The organism is Pseudomonas tritici (assembly GCF_014268275.3).
In the GTDB taxonomy this organism is placed as follows: domain Bacteria; phylum Pseudomonadota; class Gammaproteobacteria; order Pseudomonadales; family Pseudomonadaceae; genus Aquipseudomonas; species Aquipseudomonas tritici.
Genome location: NZ_CP077084.1, coordinates 1,616,825 through 1,637,887 on the forward strand (window position 1 = coordinate 1,616,825; position 21,063 = coordinate 1,637,887).

At 60.9% G+C, this 21,063-nt stretch carries 20 protein-coding genes; 17 read left to right on the forward strand and 3 right to left on the reverse strand.

All coding sequences use genetic code 11. The features are described 5' to 3' along the window. Positions 1–46: 46 nt before the first annotated feature. From ydcS to HU722_RS07155, 3 genes are all read right to left on the reverse strand, one after another. Complete coding sequence (gene ydcS / locus HU722_RS07145; protein ID WP_186752304.1) at positions 47–1,198, reverse strand: putative ABC transporter substrate-binding protein YdcS; 1,152 nt, start codon at positions 1,196–1,198, stop codon at positions 47–49. A gap of 72 nt (positions 1,199–1,270) precedes the next feature. Further along, complete coding sequence (locus HU722_RS07150) at positions 1,271–2,728, reverse strand: gamma-aminobutyraldehyde dehydrogenase (protein ID WP_065872489.1); 1,458 nt, start codon at positions 2,726–2,728, stop codon at positions 1,271–1,273. Between the two features lie 133 nt (positions 2,729–2,861). Then, complete coding sequence (locus HU722_RS07155; protein ID WP_003209548.1) at positions 2,862–3,773, reverse strand: LysR family transcriptional regulator; 912 nt, start codon at positions 3,771–3,773, stop codon at positions 2,862–2,864. 168 nt (positions 3,774–3,941) lie between these two features. Between HU722_RS07155 and HU722_RS07160 the strand changes: the two genes are divergently transcribed. The 17 genes from HU722_RS07160 (at position 3,942) to HU722_RS07240 (ending at position 21,040) form a co-directional block, all read left to right on the forward strand. Then, complete coding sequence (locus tag HU722_RS07160) at positions 3,942–4,652, forward strand: tellurite resistance TerB family protein (RefSeq protein ID WP_065872488.1); 711 nt, start codon at positions 3,942–3,944, stop codon at positions 4,650–4,652. Between the two features lie 147 nt (positions 4,653–4,799). Next, positions 4,800–6,422 carry a methyl-accepting chemotaxis protein gene (locus HU722_RS07165; RefSeq protein ID WP_065872487.1) on the forward strand — a complete coding sequence of 541 codons (1,623 nt, stop codon included), beginning with the start codon at positions 4,800–4,802 and terminating at the stop codon, positions 6,420–6,422. Beyond that, on the forward strand, positions 6,422–6,934 hold the full coding sequence (locus HU722_RS07170) for a chemotaxis protein CheW (protein WP_065880091.1): 513 nt from the start codon (positions 6,422–6,424) through the stop codon (positions 6,932–6,934). Before HU722_RS07165 ends, HU722_RS07170 begins: the two co-directional genes overlap by 1 nt. Beyond that, positions 6,931–8,190 (forward strand): CheR family methyltransferase, encoded by a 1,260-nt coding sequence (locus HU722_RS07175; protein WP_186752303.1) that lies wholly within the window; start codon positions 6,931–6,933, stop codon positions 8,188–8,190. Before HU722_RS07170 ends, HU722_RS07175 begins: the two co-directional genes overlap by 4 nt. Continuing rightward, entirely contained in the window at positions 8,187–8,888 is a 702-nt protein-coding gene (locus HU722_RS07180; RefSeq protein WP_065872484.1) for a chemotaxis protein CheW, read from the forward strand. Before HU722_RS07175 ends, HU722_RS07180 begins: the two co-directional genes overlap by 4 nt. Further along, entirely contained in the window at positions 8,885–11,152 is a 2,268-nt protein-coding gene (locus tag HU722_RS07185; protein WP_186752302.1) for a hybrid sensor histidine kinase/response regulator, read from the forward strand. Before HU722_RS07180 ends, HU722_RS07185 begins: the two co-directional genes overlap by 4 nt. After that, on the forward strand, positions 11,149–12,159 hold the full coding sequence (locus HU722_RS07190) for a chemotaxis response regulator protein-glutamate methylesterase (RefSeq protein ID WP_065872482.1): 1,011 nt from the start codon (positions 11,149–11,151) through the stop codon (positions 12,157–12,159). The genes HU722_RS07185 and HU722_RS07190 overlap by 4 nt, the downstream gene beginning before the upstream one ends. Positions 12,160–12,211: 52 nt before the next feature. Continuing rightward, positions 12,212–13,213 carry a response regulator gene (locus HU722_RS07195; RefSeq protein WP_065872481.1) on the forward strand — a complete coding sequence of 334 codons (1,002 nt, stop codon included), beginning with the start codon at positions 12,212–12,214 and terminating at the stop codon, positions 13,211–13,213. Between the two features lie 236 nt (positions 13,214–13,449). Then, positions 13,450–14,545 (forward strand): peptide chain release factor 2 gene (gene prfB, locus HU722_RS07200; RefSeq protein ID WP_139113184.1). Its coding sequence is split into 2 segments (ribosomal slippage): positions 13,450–13,521 and positions 13,523–14,545, totalling 1,095 coding nucleotides; the frame shifts between segments, so codons are not numbered across the junction. A gap of 78 nt (positions 14,546–14,623) precedes the next feature. Further along, complete coding sequence (lysS, locus tag HU722_RS07205; protein ID WP_065872480.1) at positions 14,624–16,126, forward strand: lysine--tRNA ligase; 1,503 nt, start codon at positions 14,624–14,626, stop codon at positions 16,124–16,126. 105 nt (positions 16,127–16,231) lie between these two features. Then, positions 16,232–16,948: a TetR/AcrR family transcriptional regulator gene (locus HU722_RS07210; RefSeq protein WP_083207060.1), complete on the forward strand. Its 717-nt coding sequence runs from the start codon at positions 16,232–16,234 to the stop codon at positions 16,946–16,948. Between the two features lie 15 nt (positions 16,949–16,963). Further along, complete coding sequence (locus HU722_RS07215; RefSeq protein ID WP_065872478.1) at positions 16,964–17,512, forward strand: hypothetical protein; 549 nt, start codon at positions 16,964–16,966, stop codon at positions 17,510–17,512. Between the two features lie 21 nt (positions 17,513–17,533). Continuing rightward, entirely contained in the window at positions 17,534–18,811 is a 1,278-nt protein-coding gene (locus HU722_RS07220; RefSeq protein WP_186752301.1) for a flavohemoglobin expression-modulating QEGLA motif protein, read from the forward strand. A gap of 101 nt (positions 18,812–18,912) precedes the next feature. Then, a complete protein-coding gene (locus HU722_RS07225; RefSeq protein ID WP_186752300.1) occupies positions 18,913–19,818 on the forward strand; it encodes an alpha/beta hydrolase in 906 nt (301 codons plus the stop codon). Continuing rightward, a complete protein-coding gene (locus tag HU722_RS07230; RefSeq protein WP_064451038.1) occupies positions 19,815–20,141 on the forward strand; it encodes a PA3694 family proteiin in 327 nt (108 codons plus the stop codon). The genes HU722_RS07225 and HU722_RS07230 overlap by 4 nt, the downstream gene beginning before the upstream one ends. Before the next feature lie 205 nt (positions 20,142–20,346). Then, the gene (locus HU722_RS07235) at positions 20,347–20,643 is read left to right on the forward strand and encodes a hypothetical protein (RefSeq protein ID WP_175405779.1); all 297 of its coding nucleotides are present in this window, start codon (positions 20,347–20,349) and stop codon (positions 20,641–20,643) included. A gap of 202 nt (positions 20,644–20,845) precedes the next feature. Continuing rightward, the gene (locus HU722_RS07240; RefSeq protein WP_065872474.1) at positions 20,846–21,040 is read left to right on the forward strand and encodes a hypothetical protein; all 195 of its coding nucleotides are present in this window, start codon (positions 20,846–20,848) and stop codon (positions 21,038–21,040) included. Positions 21,041–21,063 lie beyond the last annotated feature (23 nt).

Below are 21,063 nucleotides of genomic sequence, written 5' to 3' on the forward strand. Positions count from 1 at the left end.
GCGAGCAAGCCCGCTCCCACATGTTGTCCTGCGTTGTCAGGAAGGCTTAGCGGCCGCCCATGATCGCAATGTAATCCTGGGTCCAGCGGCTGTACGGCACGAACTTGCCGCCTTCAGCCTGCGGGGTTTTCCAGAAGGCGATCTTTTCGAACTGGTCAAAGCCATTGGTCTTGCAGCCTTCGGCGCCAAGCAGTTCGCTTTCCTTGCAAGCCGCCGGCACCGCCGGCAGCGAGCCGAACCAGGCGGCTACATCGCCCTGGACTTTGGGTTGCAGCGACCAATCCATCCACTTGTAGGCGCAATTCGGGTGCTTGGCCTCGGTGTGCAGCATGGTGGTGTCCGCCCAGCCGGTGGCGCCTTCCTTGGGAATGGTCGAGGCAATCGGCTGTTTCTCGTTCTGCAAACCGTTGACCTGGTACGGCCAGGCGCTGGAGGCGACCACGCCTTCGTTCTTGAAGTCACTCATTTGCACGGTGGTGTCGTGCCAGTAGCGGTGGATCAGCGGTTGCTGGGCGCGCAACAGTTCGAGCACGGCCTTGTACTGGGTTTCGGTCAGTTCATACGGGCTTTGAATGCCCAGCTCCGGCTTGGTCGACTTGAGGTACAGCGCCGCGTCGGCGATATAGATCGGGCCGTCATACGCCTGCACGCGGCCTTTGTTCGGCTTGCCGTCCGGCAGGTTCTGGGCGTTGAACAGCACGTCCCAGCTGGTGGGCGCGGTCTTGAACACGTTGGTGTTGTACATCAACACGTTCGGGCCCCACTGGTACGGGGTGCCGTAGGTTTGCTGACCGACCACGTACCACGGCGCATCCTTCAGGCGCGGGTCGATATTTTTCCAATTGGGGATCAGCGCGGTGTTGATCGGCTGCACGCGTTTGCCGACGATCAGGCGCAGCGAGGCATCGCCCGACGCGGTGACCAGATCATTCCCACCCTTGGCCATCAGGCTGACCATTTCGTCAGAGGTGGCGGCGGTTTTCACATTCACCTTGCAGCCGGTTTCCTTCTCGAAACCTGTGACCCAGTCGTAGGCCTTGTCGCTTTCGCCACGTTCGATGTAGCCGGGCCAGGCGACGATATCCAGTTGGCCTTCACCCGCGCCAACAGCCTTGAGCGGTTCGGCGGCCTGTAGGCTGGCACTGGCCAGCAGCGCGGTGGTCAGGGCACTGAGCAGTGCGGTCTTGTGCGCAGACATGGGGGTTCCCTCTTCTTTAATTATGGTCGGGGCAGTGTGTGTAGCCGGTAACGCAAGAGCTTAGTTGTTGTTTTAAAGATGCTGGCCGTGGCGCGCCATGATGTGGCGCACCACGCTGTAGTCCTGGAGTGAATCGCTGGACAGATCCTTCCCATACCCCGAGCGCTTCAAGCCGCCGTGGGGCATTTCGCTGACCAGCATGAAATGGCTGTTGATCCAGGTGCAGCCGTATTGCAGGCGCGCCGCCACTTGCATGGCCTTGTCCAGGTTCTGGGTCCACACCGAGGACGCCAGGCCGTATTCCGAGTCGTTGGCCCAGTCCACCGCCTGTTCCAGTTCGTCGAAGCGCGTCACCGTAACCACCGGTCCGAACACTTCGCGCTGCACGATTTCATCGTTCTGTTTACAGCCGGCCAGCAGGGTGGGCTGGTAATAGAAGCCCGCGCCGGAATGCACGGCGGCGCCGGTGATGCGTTCGATATGCGGCTGGCCGAGGGCGCGTTCGACAAAACTGGCGACGCGGTCGCGCTGGCGCGTGCTGATCAACGGGCCCAGTTCATTGTCGGCGTCGCGTTTACCGGCAAAGCGCAGGCTGCTGACCGCTGCGCCAAGTTCGGCAACCAATTTGTCGTGAATGCCGGCCTGGGCGTAGATGCGGCACGCGGCAGTGCAGTCCTGGCCGGCATTGTAGTAACCATAGGCGCGCACGCCCTCGACCACGGCTTGCAGGTCAGCATCGTTGCACACGATCACCGGCGCTTTGCCGCCCAGTTCCAGGTGCGTGCGTTTAAGGGTTTTGGACGCCGCTTGCAGGATTTTCTGCCCGGTAACGATATCGCCGGTCAGCGACACCATACGCACCTTGGGGTGGCTGACCAGATGACTGCCGACGCCTTCGCCGCCGCCACACAGAATGTTGATCACACCACGTGGCAAGAGCGCTTTAAGCACAGGGGCCAGCGCCAGGATCGACAGCGGCGTGTGCTCCGATGGTTTGAACACCAGCGTATTACCGGCGGCCAGGGCTGGAGCGATTTTCCACGCGGCCATCATCAGCGGGTAGTTCCACGGTGCAATCGAGGCCACGACGCCGATGGGGTCACGGCGCACCATGCTGGTGTAGCCCGGCAGGTATTCGCCGCTCAGTTGCCCGGTCTGGCAGCGCACGGCGCCGGCGAAGAAGCGGAACACATCGACAGTGGCGCTCAAGTCATCCTGGCGCGCCAGGTGCAAGGGCTTGCCGCAGTTCAGGGATTCCAGGCGGGCCAGGTAGTCGGCTTGTTTTTCGATGGCATCGGCGATGCCCAGCAAGACGTTCGAACGTTGCTGCGGTGTGGTGCGTGACCAGCCGGTAAAGGCGCGGTGGGCGGCGAGGATCGCAGCCTCCACTTGCTCGGTGCTGGCTTCGGCGATCTGGGTGAGGACTTCGCCGGTGGCCGGGTTGAGGATCGGCTCGACAAAACCCTGGCCTTGGACCAGTTCGCCGTCGATCAGCAACGCAGTAAGCAGCGGGGTGGGCGCGCCGGACATTTTTCGCGATCTCTTTTCTTGTATGGCCATGGGCGTTCTCTTACGAGGCACCTGACCTTTCTCTTATGGATGAGCCGAGAGTAGAGGTCAGGCGCGAGGTCAACAAATACTAAATACTGAATGCAGCATTCGATTAAATAGATGGCTTGCGTGGGTGCGGCTGTTCACGCGCAACCGTCAGGAACGGGTCGACCAGTGCCGGCCGCGCCGTGCCACGACGCCAGGCCAGGCCTACATCGAGGGTTTGGCTGAGGTCGGCAATCGGCCGCGCTTCGATAATGTCGCCTTCAAGGGACCAGGGGCGGTAGGTCATGTCCGGCTGGATCGACACGCCCAGGCCGGCCGCTACCAGGCTTCGCACGGCTTCGGTGGAGGCGGTGCGCAGGGTCACGCGCGGCTGCAGGCCCGCACCGGTCCACATGCGCTGGGCGTTGTGGCCCATTTCGTCGACGTTCAACTGAATCAACGGCTCGCGCGCCACATCGGCCAGGTTGATGCTGTCGTGTTCCAGCAACGGATGTTGCGCCGGCAGCCATAGCCGGTGAGGCGAATGGGTGAGTACTTCGGTTTGCAGGGCGTGACGGTCTTCGAGGTTGGACAGGATCAGCACGCCCACGTCGATCTCGCCGCTGACCAGCAAATGCTCGATATACGGGCGCTCATCCTCCATCACGCGGATTTCTACATTGGGGTAGGCGCGCTGGAAGCGTGTCAGCAAATCTGCGAGGTAATAGCCGGCCACCAAGCTGGTCACGCCGATGATCAACTGCCCGGCGACTTGGTCGGTGCTCTGTTGCAGGCTGCGCTTGGCGTTGTCGACGGTGGCGAGGATCAGGTGCGCCTGGCGCAGGAATTGATGGCCTTGATGCGTGAGTGTCATGCCCTTGGCGTGACGGTTGAACAGGTTCACGCCGATTTCCTGTTCCAGTTGCTGGATCGCCAGGGTCAGTGTGGACTGGGAAATGAACGCAGTTTGCGCGGCGGCGGAGATCGAGCCGGTCTCGGCCACGGCAATGAAGTGCCGGATTTGACGCAAGGTCATCATGCTGGAATTACCAGTGGGGTGTTTTTATAGATTTGCTCAAGTGTATATCGATTTAAGCGAAGGGTAGCCGCGTTACATCTGGAAGCACTCTAGGCAAAGGCTTTTTGGCACTTAGTTTTACGCTGGAGGCCTATTGGTCCTACGAACCCAAGTGTCTGGAGGCTTTGAATGAATACCCGTGGATTGCTCGATCAGTTGCTCAAGTCTGGCCAGGACATGTTGCAAAACAAGGCCGGCGGCCAGCGGAAACAGGACGATAAAGGCGCTCTTGGCGGCTTGCTCGGCGGTGGCGGCCTGGGCAGCCTGCTCGGTGGTGCGGGTGGCGGCGCGCTGGCAGCCGGCGCGATGGGCCTGTTGCTGGGCAATAAGAAGGCGCGCAATTTCGGCGGCAAGGCCCTGACTTACGGTGGGTTGGCGGCGTTGGGGGTGATTGCCTACAAAGCTTACGGTAACTGGCAAGCGCAACAGGCCAATGCCCCCCAGGGTGAGCCGCAAACCATCGACCGCCTGCCACCGGCTCAGGTTGAGCAACACAGCCAAGGCATTCTCAAGGCGCTGGTCGCGGCAGCCAAGGCTGACGGCCATGTGGACGAGCGCGAGCGCGCGCTGATCGAAGGCGAGTTCACCAAGCTGGATAACGACCGCGAGCTGCAAAGCTGGCTGCATGCCGAACTGAACAAACCCCTGGACCCTGCCGATGTGGCGCGGGCGGCCGGCACTCCGGAAATGGCCGCCGAAATGTACATCGCCAGTGTGATGCTGGTGGATGAGGAGAACTTCATGGAGAAGTCCTACCTCGATGAACTGGCCCGTCAGTTGAAACTGGAGCCTGGCTTGAAGTTGGAGCTGGAAAAACAGGTGCGCCAGGCCACACTTTAAACGCGCTTGTTAATACAAGCACCCCGGCTGCCTTGGCGGTCCGGGGTGTTTTTGCATTCCGTGCGCGCTGCGTCAAAACCCATTGATAAATGAGGGCACCCGCTCAGCTATACTCCCTCCATTTGAATGGCCCTTCGAGGAATTACTGTGAAGAACTGGACCTTGCGCCAACGGATCTTGGCAAGCTTTGCGGTCATTATCGCCATCATGCTGTTAATGGTTGTGGTCTCCTACTCACGGTTGCTGAAGATCGAAACCAGCCAGGAATTGGTGCGTGACGACGCGGTACCGGGCGTTTACCTCAGCTCGATGATCCGCAGCGCGTGGGTCGACAGCTACCTTGAAACCGTCGATATCATTGGTCTGCGCGACGAAAAAACGCTCAGCAACACCGACAGGTCGAACTACAAGTCCTTCGAAGCGCGTATCGAACAGCAGATGGCCAACTATGAAAAAACCATTCATAGCCAAGCTGACCGCATGGAATTCGATAACTTCAAGGCGGCGCACACGACGTACAACAAAGTCCTCGCCCAGGTGCTGGAGCGCGTCGAAGCCAACGACCTGCCGGGCGCGAGCGTATTGGTCGAGGAGCAATTGACGCCGATCTGGACTGAAGGGCGCATGAAGCTCAACGACATCATCACTGAAAACAAGAACGTGTCTGACCGCGCCACGGCGGCGATCGACGAGGCAGTCCTGTCGGCCAAGATCAGCATGGCCGTGTCGCTGCTTATCGCCATCCTTGCCGCTGGCCTGTGTGGCCTGCTGCTGATGCGCGCGATCATGGCGCCGATGCAGCGGATCGTCGACATCCTTGAAACCATGCGCACTGGTGACCTGAGCAAACGCCTGAACCTGGAGCGCAAGGACGAATTCGGTGCGGTAGAGACCGGCTTCAACGACATGATGACCGAGCTCACCGCCCTCGTGTCCCAGGCCCAGCGCTCGTCGGTGCAGGTGACCACCTCGGTCACCGAGATTGCCGCCACGTCCAAGCAACAACAGGCCACCGCCACTGAAACCGCTGCGACTACCACTGAGATCGGCGCCACGTCCCGCGAAATCGCTGCCACGTCCAAGGATCTGGTGCGCACCATGACCGAAGTGTCCACCGCTGCCGACCAGGCGTCGGTCGCCGCCGGCTCTGGCCAGCAAGGCCTGGCGCGCATGGAAGAAACCATGCACTCGGTGATGGGCGCCGCCGACTTGGTGAACGCCAAGCTGGCGATCCTCAATGAGAAGGCCGGCAACATCAATCAGGTGGTGGTGACCATCGTCAAGGTTGCCGACCAGACCAACCTGCTGTCGCTCAACGCGGCCATCGAGGCCGAGAAGGCCGGTGAATACGGTCGCGGCTTTGCCGTGGTTGCCACCGAAGTTCGCCGCCTTGCCGACCAGACCGCCGTGGCCACCTACGACATCGAGCAGATGGTGCGCGAGATCCAGTCGGCGGTGTCCGCAGGGGTGATGGGCATGGACAAGTTCTCCGAAGAAGTACGTCGCGGCATGTTTGAAGTGCAGCAAGTGGGCGAGCAGCTGTCGCAGATCATCCATCAGGTACAGGCGCTGGCGCCGCGGGTGTTGATGGTCAACGAAGGCATGCAGGCCCAGGCTACCGGCGCCGAGCAGATCAACCACGCGCTGGTGCAACTGGGCGATGCCAGCAGCCAGACTGTCGACTCGCTGCGCCAGGCCAGCTTTGCCATTGATGAGCTGAGCCAGGTTGCGGTCGGTCTGCGCAGCGGCGTGTCGCGTTTCAAAGTCTGATGAGCGATCTCGCGGCTAAACGCGGTGCCGTCCCGGCAGCGAAAAAGGCCTTGTTCCTGGTGTTCCACATCGGCGACGAGCGTTTTGCCCTCAGGGCCACGGAAGTCGCCGAGGTACTGCCGCGCCTGCCGCTCAAGCCGATTGCCCATGCACCGCAGTGGGTGTCGGGCATTTTTGCCCATCGTGGCGCGCTGGTGCCGGTCATCGACCTCAGCGCCCTGGCCTTCGGCACGCCGGCCCAGGCGCGCACCAGCACGCGCCTGGTGCTGGTCAATTACCAGCCGCAGCCTTGGGTTCAAGCGCATTGGTTGGGGCTGATCCTGGAACAAGCCACCGACACCCTGCGTTGCGACCTTGGCGAGTTCAAGCCTTATGGCCTGGATAACCGCGAGGCGCCGTACCTGGGGCTGGTGCGTGAAGATGCCTTGGGCTTGATGCAGTGGATTGGGGTTAACGAATTGCTCACCGACGAAGTGCGCGCCTTGCTGTTTTCTGCAGAGCCGAGCCCATGAGCCACGACCCGCGTTTTTTTGCCTTCCTGAAAGAGCGCATCGGCCTGGACGTCGCGTCTGTGGGCGAAGCCATCATCGAGCGTGCGGTGCGCCAACGCAGCCAGGCCGTCAATGCCCAAGCGGCCGGCGAATACTGGCAGCACCTGCAAAGCTCCGAGGATGAACAGCAAGCGCTGATCGAGGCGGTAATCGTCCCCGAGACCTGGTTTTTCCGTTACCCCGAATCCTTTGCAACCCTGGCCCGCCTGGCCAAGGCCCGCCTGCTCGACATCAAGCAGATGCGCGCACTGCGCATCCTCAGCCTGCCGTGCTCCACCGGCGAAGAACCTTATTCGATTGCCATGGCGCTGCTGGATGCCGGTTTGGCGCCGCACCAGTTCAAGGTGCTGGGCGTGGATGTCAGCCCACTGTCGGTTGAGCGCGCGCGACGCGGGGTGTATGGCAAGAACTCGTTTCGCGGCGGCGATCTGGCGTTTCGCGACCGACATTTCACCGAATTCGGCGACGGCTACCACATCGCCGACCGTGTGCGCGAACAGGTGCGCCTGCAAGTCGGCAACCTGCTTGACCCGGCGCTGCTGGCCAATGAGGCGAGCTACGACTTTGTGTTCTGTCGCAACCTGCTGATCTATTTCGACCAGCCGACCCAGAAGCAAGTGTTTGCTGTACTCAAGGGCCTGACCCATGAGGACGGCGTGCTGTTTATCGGCCCGGCCGAGGGCAGCCTGCTGGGGCGCCATGGCATGCGCTCGATTGGTGTGCCGCAGTCCTTTGCGTTCAGTCGGCAGGCTGAGCCGGTCAAGCCGGAGCCGGTGTTTGTGCCTATCGCCGCGCCCATCCCGCAGCGCAGTGCGGCACCGATTCCTACCAAGCCGCGGCCGTTCAGCACGGTCAGTGCCCAAGTGATGCCAATCAAGGTGGCGCATTCCGACGCGGCTGATCTGCTCAGTCGGATCGCCACGCTGGCCAATGAAGGCAAAAGCCTTGATGCTCGCGCCGCTTGCGAGCAATACCTGAACAACCACCCGCCGGCCGCCCAAGTGTTCTACTGGCTGGGGCTGCTCAGCGACGTGGCCGGCAGCGCCCTGGAGGCCCAGGGCTATTATCGAAAAGCCTTGTACCTGGAACCCCAGCACCCGCAGGCCTTGATGCACCTGGCCGCGTTGCTTGAGTCTCAGGGTGACAGTGCGGGGGCGCGCCGCTTGCAAGCGCGGGCCGCGCGGAGCGAGCGAGCTGACAGTGAGTCCAAGCGATGAATAACACCGAGGCGCTCGACACCGCAGGCCTGGACCTGACCCTGGCTGACACCCAGGCCATCGATGACTGTTGGAACCGCATCGGCATCCATGGCGACAAGTCCTGCCCGTTGCTGGCGGACCATATCCATTGCCGCAACTGCTCGGTGTACTCGGCGGCGGCCACGCGCTTGCTGGATCGCTACGCATTGCAGCAGGACGCGCATCGCGCGTACAACGCGGTCGAATTGGGCGAGGAGGTGGTCACACGTTCCCTGCTGATGTTCCGCCTCGGCGAAGAATGGCTGGGCATTGCCACCCGTTGTCTGGTGGAAGTGGCGCCGTTGCAACCGATTCACTCCCTGCCACACCAGCGCTCCCGCGCCTTGCTTGGCGTGGCCAACGTGCGCGGCGCGCTGGTGGCGTGCCTGTCGCTGGTCGAGTTGCTGGGCCTGGACGCCACCACCCAGGGCGCCAGCGGTGGGCGCATCATGCCGCGCATGTTGATCATCGCCGCCCAGGATGGCCCGGTGGTGGTGCCGGTGGATGAAGTCGACGGTATCCATGCTATCGATGAGCGCACCCTGAAGGCCGCATCGGCCTCCGGCACCCAGGCCAGCGGCCGCTTCACCCAGGGCGTGTTGCAGTGGAAAGGCCGCAGCCTGCGTTGGCTGGACGAGGCGCAATTGTTGTCCGCCGTGACCCGGAGCCTCACATGACCCCCGACCAGATGCGCGACGCCTCGCTGCTGGAACTGTTCAGCCTGGAAGCCGATGCGCAGACCCAGGTACTCAGCGCGGGCCTGCTGGCCCTGGAACGCAACCCGACCCAGGCCGACCAGCTTGAAGCGTGCATGCGTGCGGCGCACTCGCTCAAGGGCGCCGCGCGCATCGTTGGGGTGGACGCCGGGGTCAGCGTGTCCCACGTCATGGAGGATTGCCTGGTGAGCGCCCAGGAAAGCCGCCTGTACCTGCAACCCGAACATATTGATGCGTTGCTGCAAGGCACTGATCTGCTGATGCGCATCGCCACGCCGGGCAATGACGTGGGGTCGGCCGACATCGAAGCTTATGTGGCGTTGATGGAGCGCCTGCTGGACCCGTCCCAGGCGCCGGTCAAGGCTACGCCGCCGCCAGCGCCGGCACCGGTTGTTGAAGAACTGCCGCCGGAACCCGAGCCCGCGCCGCCAGTTGCCGCCGAGCCGCCGCGTCAGAACAAACGCATGACCGAAGGCGGCGAGCGCGTACTGCGGGTGACCGCCGAGCGCTTGAACAGCCTGCTCGACCTGTCGAGCAAATCCCTGGTGGAAACCCAGCGGCTCAAGCCCTACCTGGCCAGCCTGCAGCGCCTAAAACGCATTCAAAGTCAAAGTGTCCGCGCCCTCGATACGCTGGACGGCCAGCTCAAAACCGTGGGTTTGAACCTCGAAGCCCAGGAAGCCCTGGCCGACACCCGCCGCTTGTTGAGCGAAGCCCAGGCCTTGCTGGCGGAAAAACATGCTGAACTGGACGAATTCGGCTGGCAGGCCGGGCAGCGCGCCCAAGTGCTGTATGACACCGCCCTGGCCTGCCGCATGCGACCGTTTGCCGATGTCCTCGCTGGGCAGGTGCGCATGGTGCGCGACCTTGGCCGCAGCCTGGGCAAGCAGGTGCGCCTGGAAATCGAGGGTGAAAAGACCCAGGTCGACCGCGACGTGCTGGAAAAGCTCGAAGCGCCACTCACCCATTTATTGCGCAATGCCGTCGACCACGGCATCGAAATGCCTGAGCAACGCCTGCTCGGAGGCAAGCCGGCTGAAGGCCTGATCCGCCTGCGCGCCTCTCATCAAGCCGGTTTGCTGGTACTGGAATTGAGCGATGACGGCAATGGCGTCGACTTGGAGCGCTTGCGCGGCACCATCGTCGACCGCCATCTGTCGCCGGTTGAAACCGCCCTGCGCCTGAGCGAAGAAGAGTTGCTGACGTTCCTGTTCCTGCCGGGGTTCAGCCTGCGCGACAAGGTCACCGAAGTGTCCGGGCGTGGAGTCGGGCTGGATGCGGTGCAGCATATGGTCCGCCAACTGCGTGGTGCCGTGGTGCTGGAGCAGACGGCGGGGCAGGGCAGTCGTTTCCACCTGGAAGTGCCGTTGACCTTGTCGGTGGTACGCAGCCTGGTGGTGGAAGTCGGTGAAGAAGCCTACGCGTTCCCGCTGGCCCATATCGAGCGCATGTGCGACCTGGCGCCCGACGATATTGTGCAACTCGAAGGCCGCCAGCATTTCTGGCACGAAGGCCGGCATGTCGGCCTGGTCGCCGCCAGCCAGTTGTTGCAGCGCCCGGCGGGGCAGAGTCAGTCAGACACGCTGAAAGTGGTGGTGATCCGCGAGCGCGATGCCGTGTACGGGATTGCTGTGGAGCGTTTTATCGGCGAGCGCACGCTGGTGGTGTTACCGCTGGATGATCGCCTGGGCAAGGTCCAGGACATCTCCGCCGGCGCCTTGCTGGACGACGGCTCGGTGGTGTTGATCGTCGACGTTGAAGACATGCTGCGTTCGGTGGACAAGTTGCTCAACACCGGACGTTTGGAACGTATTGCCCGGCGTAGCCAACAAACCACCGAGGCGCCGCGTAAACGGGTGCTGGTGGTGGATGACTCGCTGACCGTGCGTGAGCTGCAACGCAAATTGTTACTTAATCGTGGTTATGAAGTGGCCGTCGCGGTTGATGGCATGGACGGCTGGAACGCCCTGCGTTCCGAAGACTTTGACCTGCTGATCACAGACATTGATATGCCTCGAATGGACGGTATTGAATTGGTCACACTCTTGCGCCGTGACAGTCGCCTGCAATCGTTGCCGGTGATGGTTGTGTCCTACAAGGATCGCGAAGAAGACCGACGTCGTGGACTGGACGCCGGCGCCGACTATTATTTAGCCAAAGCCAGTTTCCATGATGACGCGTTGCTCGACGCGGTGGTGGAACTGATCGGAGGCGCGCGCGCATGAGGATCGCAATCGTCAATGACATGCCCCTCGCGGTTGAGGCCCTTCGCCGTGCCTTGAGTTTCGAACCTGCTCACCAGGTTGTGTGGGTGGCAGCCAATGGCCTGGAAGCGGTGCAGCGCTGCGCTGAGCTGACCCCGGACCTGATCCTGATGGACTTGATCATGCCCGTAATGGACGGTGTGGAAGCCACTCGGCAGATCATGGCCGAGACCCCCTGTGCCATTGTTATCGTCACCGTCGACCGCCAGGCCAATGTCAGCCGCGTGTTCGAAGCCATGGGCCATGGCGCCCTGGATGTGGTGGACACGCCGCCGCTGGGCGTGGGCAACCCCAAGGATGCGGCGGCGCCGCTGCTGCGCAAGATCCTCAATATCGGCTGGTTGATCGGCCAGCGTGGCAGCCGCCTGCGTGCCGACGCCGCACCACCGCGCGCCACCGGCAAGCGCCAGAGCCTGGTGGCTATCGGGTCCTCGGCAGGTGGCCCGGCGGCCCTGGAAATCCTGCTCAAGGGTTTGCCTCAAGACTTTCCGGCCGCCATTGTATTGGTGCAGCATGTGGACCAGGTGTTTGCCGCCGGCATGGCCGAGTGGCTGAGCAGCGCCTCTGGCCTGCCGGTGCGCCTGGCCCGCGAGGGTGAGGCACCGCAAAGCGGTGTAGTGCTGCTGGCCGGCACCAACCACCATATTCGTCTGTTGAAGAATGGCACGCTAGCCTATACCGCAGAGCCAGTGAACGAGATTTACCGGCCTTCGATCGACGTGTTTTTCGAAAGCGTGGCCAGCCATTGGAATGGTGACGCCGTTGGCGTCTTGCTGACAGGTATGGGGCGCGACGGGGCCCAAGGCCTCAAGTTGCTGCGTGAACAAGGTTATTTAACCATCGCCCAGGATCAGCAGAGCTCGGCGGTGTATGGCATGCCCAAAGCGGCGGCGGCGATTGATGCTGCTGTTGAAATTCGCCCACTGGACAGAATTGCGCCCCGATTACTGGAGGTCTTCGCAAAATGATCAAGACCCTCCAGGGTGCTGGCCAGCAGGAAAGTAATTCAGGTGATTGCACATGAATGATTTACAGATCGACGACATCAAGACCGATGAAAATGCTGCCATGGTGTTGCTGGTCGACGACCAGGCCATGATCGGAGAAGCCGTGCGACGTGGCCTGGCCCATGAAGAAAACATCGACTTCCACTTCTGCGCCGACCCGCACCAGGCGATTGCCCAGGCGATCCGCATCAAACCGACCGTGATCCTGCAAGACTTGGTGATGCCTGGCCTCGACGGCCTGACGCTGGTGCGCGAATACCGCAACCACCCGGCCACGCAAAATATTCCGATCATCGTGCTTTCCACCAAGGAAGACCCGCTGATCAAGAGCGCGGCATTTTCGGCCGGCGCCAACGACTACCTGGTCAAGCTGCCGGACAATATCGAACTGGTGGCGCGCATCCGCTATCACTCGCGCTCCTACATGACCTTGTTGCAACGGGACGCGGCTTATCGAGCGCTGCGAGTCAGCCAGCAGCAACTGCTAGACACCAATTTGGTGCTGCAACGCTTGATGAACTCCGACGGCCTCACCGGGCTGTCCAACCGCCGCCACTTCGACGAATACCTGGAACTGGAATGGCGTCGTGCCATGCGCGACCAGACCCAGCTGTCGCTGCTGATGATCGACGTGGATTTTTTCAAAACCTACAACGACAGCTTCGGCCACGTCGAAGGCGACGAAGCCCTGCGCAAAGTCGCCACCACCATCCGCGAAGCCAGCAGTCGCCCCTCGGACCTGCCAGCGCGCTACGGCGGTGAAGAGTTCGCCTTGGTACTGCCGAATACGTCGCCGGGCGGCGCACGCCTGGTGGCTGAAAAGCTACGCATGGCCGTTGCCGCGCTGAAAATCCCGCACATAGCGCCGGCTGAGGGGGCGAGCCTGACCATCAGTATCGGCCTGTCGACCATGACACCGGTGCAGGGCACGGATTGCCGACAGTTGATCATGGCGGCGGACAAGGGGTTGTATACGGCCAAGCACAATGGGCGCAATCAGGTGTGTATCGAATAACTCGAAGCACCGTAAAACCCCTGTGGGAGCTGGCTTGCCTGCGATAGCGGTGTATCAGATACAGATGTGGTAACTGACGGACCGCAATCGCAGGCAAGCCAGCTCCCACATTTGATCTCCATTGTTCTGTCGATAGCCTACAAACCCCGCCTTTTCGGCCAAGCGGACTGCCGTTTCCGGACGTTTGCCGTTATACTCGCCGGCTTTCAAAAGTTCGCCAACGAGTGCTGCCCGCCATGGAAATCAACCCGATCCTTAACACCATCAAGGACCTGTCCGAGCGCTCCGAAACTATTCGGGGGTATCTTTGACTACGATCAAAAGCATGAGCGTCTGACCGAAGTCAATCGCGAGCTTGAAGATCCTGCTGTCTGGAACAAACCTGAATACGCCCAGGAACTGGGCCGCGAGCGCGCTGCGCTGGCGCAGATCGTCGATACCCTCGACGAGTTGAACACCGGTCTGGCCGATTGCCGTGACCTGCTGGACATGGCCGTCGAAGAAAACGACGAAGGCGCAGTGGGCGATGTCGTCGCCGAGCTGGCCCGTCTCGAGGACAACCTCGCCAAGCTTGAATTCCGTCGCATGTTCAGCCACGAAATGGACCCGAACAACGCCTACCTGGACATCCAGGCCGGTTCCGGCGGCACCGAGGCCCAGGACTGGGCCAACATCCTGCTGCGCATGTACCTGCGCTGGGCTGACAAGCGCGGTTTCGAAGCGACCATCATGGAGCTGTCCGCCGGTGAAGTCGCCGGTATCAAGGGCGCGACCGTACACATCAAGGGCGAATACGCCTTTGGTTGGCTGCGGACCGAGATCGGCGTGCATCGCCTGGTGCGCAAGAGCCCGTTTGACTCCGGCAACCGTCGACACACCTCGTTCTCTGCTGTGTTCGTCTCGCCAGAGATCGACGACAAGGTCGAAATCGAGATCAACCCGGCCGACCTCCGCATCGATACCTACCGCTCCTCCGGTGCCGGTGGCCAGCACGTAAACACCACCGACTCGGCCGTACGTATTACCCACGTACCGACCAACACCGTGGTGAGCTGCCAGAACGAACGCTCCCAGCACGCGAACAAGGACACCGCCATGAAAATGCTGCGGGCCAAGTTGTACGAGCAGGAAATGCAGAAGCGCAACGCCGCTTCCCAGGCGCTGGAAGACACCAAGTCGGATATCGGCTGGGGTCACCAGATCCGTTCTTATGTGCTTGATGCGTCGCGGATCAAGGATTTGCGCACTAACATCGAACGCAGCGACTGCGACAAGGTGCTCGACGGCGATATCGACGAATACCTGGAAGCCAGCCTGAAGTCAGGCCTGTAACCCCGTTTTAGGAGCCGGCATGCCGGCGATCCCCGGCCGCAGGCCGGGGGCAACGAACCTGATGGAATATTTAAAGACATGAGCGACCAACAACTCGACCCGCAAGCCCTGCAACAGGAAGAAAACTCCCTGATCGCCCTGCGCAAGGAAAAGCTGGCTGCCGAGCGCGCCAAGGGCAATGCCTTCCCGAACGACTTCCGCCGCGAAAACTACTGCGATGCCTTGCAGAAGCAATACGCGGACAAGACCAAGGAAGAGCTGGCAGAAGCGGCGATCCCGGTCAAGGTGGCAGGTCGCATCATGCTCAACCGTGGCTCGTTCATGGTGATCCAGGACATGACCGGGCGTATCCAGGTCTACGTCAACCGCAAGACCCTGCCTGAAGACACCCTGGCCTCGGTGAAAACCTGGGACATGGGCGACATCATCGCCGCCGAAGGCACCCTGGCCCGTTCCGGCAAGGGCGACCTGTACGTTGAAATGACCAGCGTACGCCTGCTGACCAAATCCCTGCGCCCGCTGCCGGACAAGCACCACGGCCTCACCGACACCGAGCAGCGCTACCGCCAGCGCTATGTTGACCTGATCGTCAACGAAGACGTGCGCCACACCTTCCGCGTGCGTTCGCAAGTCATCGCGCACATCCGCAGCTTCTTGATGCAGCGTGACTTCCTGGAAGTGGAAACCCCGATGCTGCAAACCATCCCCGGTGGTGCAGCAGCCAAGCCGTTTGAAACCCACCACAACGCACTGGACCTGGAAATGTTCCTGCGTATCGCGCCTGAGTTGTACCTCAAGCGCCTTGTGGTTGGCGGGTTTGAGAAAGTGTTCGAGATCAACCGCAACTTCCGTAACGAAGGCGTTTCGACGCGTCACAACCCAGAATTCACCATGTTGGAGTTCTACCAGGCCTACGCCGATTACGAAGACAACATGGACCTGACTGAAGAACTGTTCCGCGAACTGGCACAGTTGGTCCTGGGCAGCACTGACGTGCCGTACGGCGACAAGGTGTTCCACTTTGGCGAACCGTTCGTGCGCCTGTCGGTGTTCGATTCGATCCTCAAGTACAACCCCGAGTTGACCGCTGACGACCTGACCGACATCGACAAGGCCCGCGCCATTGCCAAGAAAGCCGGCGCCAAAGTGTTGGGCTTCGAAGGCCTGGGCAAATTGCAGGTGATGATTTTCGAAGAGTTGGTGGAGCACAAGCTCGAACAGCCGCACTTCATTACCCAGTACCCGTTCGAAGTGTCGCCGCTGGCCCGTCGCAACGATGACAACCCGAACGTCACCGACCGTTTCGAATTGTTCATCGGCGGCCGCGAAATCGCCAACGCCTACTCCGAGTTGAACGACGCGGAAGACCAGGCCGAGCGCTTCATGGCCCAGGTGGCTGACAAGGACGCCGGCGACGACGAAGCCATGCACTACGATGCCGACTTCGTGCGCGCCCTGGAATACGGCATGCCGCCAACCGCCGGTGAAGGGATCGGCATCGACCGCCTGGTGATGCTGTTGACTAACTCGCCGTCGATCCGCGATGTGATCTTGTTCCCGCACATGCGGCCACAAGCGTAACCGTAGCGAAATCCAGAGCCGCCTTTATAAGGCGGCTTTTTTATGCGGCGTTTATAAGCGTCAAGCAAACAGCGCCAGGTTTTGATCTATTCAAGGATGTGTGTCGTGAACCGCGTAATGGCTCAAGAAGGCGCCGCCGGCATTGCTGCTGCCGTGGCTGAAAGCGTCCAGTACCAGGGCCGTAAGGCCAGTCGACGGGGCAGTGAGCAACGCAGGCAAGACATTCTCGATGCGGCGATGCGCATCGTGGTGCGTGATGGCGTAAGGGCCGTGCGCCATCGGGCAGTCGCGGCAGAGGCGGGGGTGCCGTTGTCGGCCACCACCTACTATTTCAAGGATATCGATGACTTGCTCACCGATACCTTCGCCCAATACGTCGAACGCAGTGCCGCGTTCATGGGCAAGCTGTGGGTGCGTAACGAGGGTCTGCTGCGTGAAATGGTCGCCTATGGCGACGGCAGCCCGCAGTCACGCTCGCAACTGGCCGATGATATTGCGCGTTTGACCGCTGACTACGTGTTGCGCCAACTGACCAACCGCCGTGAGCACCTGATGGCCGAGCAGGCCTTTCGCCAGGAAGCGCTGCTGAACCCGCGGTTGGCTGAGCTGGTGCGTTCCCATCAGCAGATTCTGTTGCAGGGCACAGGGCAGTTTTTCCAGGTACTGGGCTCCCGCGAGCCGCAACAGGATGCCAAAGTGTTGACGGCGATAATCAGTCGGATGGAATATCAGGGCCTGCTGGGCGGCGCAGAGCCTCTGACCGGTGAAGAGATGCTTGAAATTCTCAAGCGTTATATGCATTTGGTGTTGGCCTCGGTCTGACACCGGGGGAGTCCAATGAAAACCTGGCGTGTGGCGGTAATCGCCTTGTCGTTCCTGTTGCTCAGCGGTTGCTTGGTGACGTTCAAGGACCCGCTGCCGGCTCATGAGGCGGCGCCGGATGAATTGCTGGGCCATTGGACCAGCAGGAATGCCTGGGGCGAACCGCTCAATCTGCAAATCAGCGGTGCTGGTGAGCATCGCTATAAGGCGGTGAGCTACCCTAAAGCCACACCGGCCCAGCGCGATGAATACCTGTTTACGGTTTCGCGTCATGGCAGCCGCTGGTACCTGTCGGCACCGTTGCCGGCCAAGTTCGGAGGGCATTACTTCCTGGCAGGATTCGAGTTCGACGATAAGCACGAATTGGTGGTCTATAACCTCGATCTGGAACAGATTCACCAGGCCATCGGGCAACAGGTGCTGCACGGCGACACCGTGGAAACCGTCGAAGGCGATGGGGTATTGGTCGACAGCCCCATGGACCAAGTGTTTGCCTACCTGGATGACCCGGCCAACGCCGATGTATTCGTGGAAGCCGTGCGCTACCAGCGCACGGGCAAATAACGTTTAAAGAGGAAGCACCGGGTGGACGATTACCAGCAGACGATACGCACCTTGTCTGATCGCATTGTGCTGGCGCAGACACCGATTCGCGTCCTCGACGCCGTGAAGTGGGACGACAACATTCGCCAGGGATTCTTCAAGGCCAAGGGCAAGGAAATGCCCGCGGTGGACCGCGACTACTACCGGAACCGACCGCTGTCGTTTGATTCCAGCGCGGTAAAGCTGGAGTTCCAGAACATCGAGCGCGACATTACCCGTCGCCTCGGCCAGTTCAGCCCCGTGGGGCAGATCATGCGCCGCATGTGCCGGGAATATCGCATGGTGGTGCGCATGCTCGAAGCGCGCGGTACCGAGGATTTCGGCCTGATATCCCAGGAACTGTACGGCGCCGCCTCCGATGCGTTCCACGCTGGCGACCCGACCCTGGCGGACCTGGGCCTGATGCTTTCTGACTATCTGAACAACATCGACGGCCGTGGCGATTTGAAGGATGAAGCCAAGACCCTCACCGCCAAGGACGCCGTGGCGCTGCTGCAAACACGCCTGAACAAGGTATTTGGCGAGGCCGAAGAGACTATCCGCGTGTTCGAGTCCGACGGTATTGTCGCCGACGCCGCGGCGGGCGCCGACTACATCAAGATCCGCGCCGACGCGATGTTCAATGACCGCGACGTGCGCGCCTTGGAAGTGCATGAAGGCCTGGTGCATGTTGGCACCACGCTAAACGGGCAGAACCAACCGATCTGCACATTCCTGTCCAAGGGCCCGCCGTCCTCCACCGTGACCCAGGAAGGCCTGGCGATCCTGATGGAAATCATCACCTTTGCCTCCTACCCGAGCCGCCTGCGCAAACTGACCAACCGCACCCGTGCCATCCACATGGTGGAGGAGGGCGCCGACTTCCTGCAGGTGTTTGAGTTCTTCCGCGAGCAAGGCTTTGAGATGGGCGAAAGCTATGGCAACGCCAGTCGCGTATTCCGTGGCTCGGTGCCGAACGGTCTGCCGTTTACCAAGGATCTGTCCTACCTCAAGGGCTTTATCATGGTCTACAACTACATTCAGCTCGCCGTGCGTAAAGGCAAGCTGGAGCAAGTGCCGCTGCTGTTCTGCGGCAAGACCACCCTGGAAGACATGCGCACCCTGCGTCAGCTGGTTGACGAAGGCCTGGTGGTGCCGCCCAAGTACTTGCCGGAGCAGTTCCGCGATATGAACGCGCTGGCGGCGTGGATGTGCTTCTCCAACTTCCTCAACCACTTGAGCCTGGATCGGATCGAGGCAGATTATTCGAATATCCTTTGAGGAAACCGGATCAAACAGGTGGGAGCAGGCGAACCAGCTCCCACATTTGATCTCATTTGTTTTTGAGAAATGAGTACAACCTTCCAGCGAGGCTTCAACGGATGAGAATCCTCGGCATTTTGTGCCTGCTACTCACTTTGAACGGCTGCAGCTCCCTGCTGTTCTACCCCGAGCCCGGCCTGCCGTTCACGCCGGAAAAAGCCCGCCTGCAATACCGCGACGTCACCTTGACCACCGCCGATGGCGTGAAGCTTCGCGCCTGGTGGCTACCGGCCAAGCCCGGCGTGCCCCTTAAGGGCACGGTGCTGCACTTGCACGGCAACGGCGGCAACCTCGCCTGGCACCTGGGCGGCAGTTGGTGGTTGCCTGAGCAGGGTTACCAAGTACTGCTGCTGGACTATCGCGGTTATGGGCTGTCGGAAGGCAAGCCATCATTACCCGCGGTCTATCAGGATGTTGATGCGGCGTTCAGCTGGATCGACAAGGCGCCCGAAACCCAGGGCCAGCCGCTGATCGTTCTGGGCCAAAGCCTGGGTGGCGCGCTGGCGGTGCACTACCTGGCAGCCCATCCGGAACGTCAATCCCGGCTCAAGGCGCTGGTGCTGGACGGCGTGCCCGCCAGTTATCGTGACGTAGGACAATTCGCCCTCAGTACTTCCTGGTTAACATGGCCGTTTCAAGTGCCCCTGTCCTGGCTGGTACCGGACGCCGACAGTGCGATCCGCGCCATGCCTCAGCTGACGGGTGTGCCGAAACTGTTGTTCCACAGTCTGGATGACCCCATTGTGCCAGTGGCCAATGGCATCCGCCTGTACCAGGCCGCGCCGCCGCCAAGGGTGCTGCAGTTGACCCGGGGCGGCCATGTGCAAACCTTTGCCGACAAGACCTGGCAAACCGTGATGCTGCGCTATCTGGACGACCCGCAACACTTCAACGGCCTACGTCGCCTGGGCGAAATTCCGAACTATCCCACTCGAAAAGTTGATTCATCAGAGAGCCCGCAATGAGCGAAGAACGCAATATGATCCCGCTGATCCTCACCGGTATTGGCACTATCATCGGTACCGTCGGTTGCCTGTGGTTCTACGGTTACCTGCACTTTGCCAAACCCGAAGATGCATTGCTGCTCAGCGATTTCACCCTGCTCAAGACCGTGCCCGGCGAGGACTACAAGATCTCCCTGACCCCGGCCGCGCAAGTGGCGCAATGCGTGGATGGCGTGCTGGTGATGTTCGACACCGAGCAGAAAGGCCTCAGCGGTGTGCTGGTGAACAACAAGAAGCAGGCCGTGCGATGCATGGGGCAAGAAACCCCGCAATTGCAGGAGTGAACGCTGTTTTCAGCGCTGTGGGAAAGCTCCGTTTTGCGTACCGTTTAATGATTTAACGCCTGTCAGGCGTTCAGCCGGCCGGAACCAGCCTGGCGCGCTCACCACAGATTATGGGCTGATTGGCGATGCTGATCGGCCCATTTTTTTCATTAGTCTGGAGTGAGCATATATGGCGGGTATAAACGGAGTGTCGGGCGTAGGGAGCATGGGCGCTGGTGCCAATGTAGGGGGCGCCCAATCAAACCAAGGCCTCGATCAGCAGATCCGAGACGTTCAAAATAAAATCAAAGAAATGCAGGCACAAGGTGCTAAAGGCGGTCAGGGTAGCGAGGGCGGAGCTGGCCTCGACGAACTGATGAAACTGCTGGAGAAGCTGCTGGCACAGAAGTCTCAGGGTGCACAGGGCGCGCAAGGCGATCAAGGCGCACAAGAGGGTCAGGCTGGCAGTCAGGGCCAAATCCAAATGCCGGAGACACAGGGCTCAGGCAAGGTCGGCGGGTAATTCTCGCTCCCTCAAAAAACCGCCTCTATTGGGCGGTTTTTCATGTTGAGTTAGACCGACAATCCGCAACGGAGCAGGCGGTGTGACGCGTGGCACACGCAAGTCACGTAGCGGCATGGGACATTCGCAGAGGAAATGTCTGGAACCGTTTCGGCTCAAGCTCCCACATAAAAAGGTGCAACCTACTCAGATTGGGTCGAGGATGAAAATACATATTCCTGTATTGGAAAACATGTTGGCCATGGCAAGACAGCATGTGGCGCTGGAACAGGAAGCTGCTCGCAGGTACAAGCGCGATCAACGGATGGATGAACCGGCCAGCGCAAAGATTGAACTGCCAGCCGAGGATACGAATCGCACCATTCAGTTTGACGAGCCGAAAAAAAACCCACCGTGAGGTGGGTTTTTTTATGCGGCGCC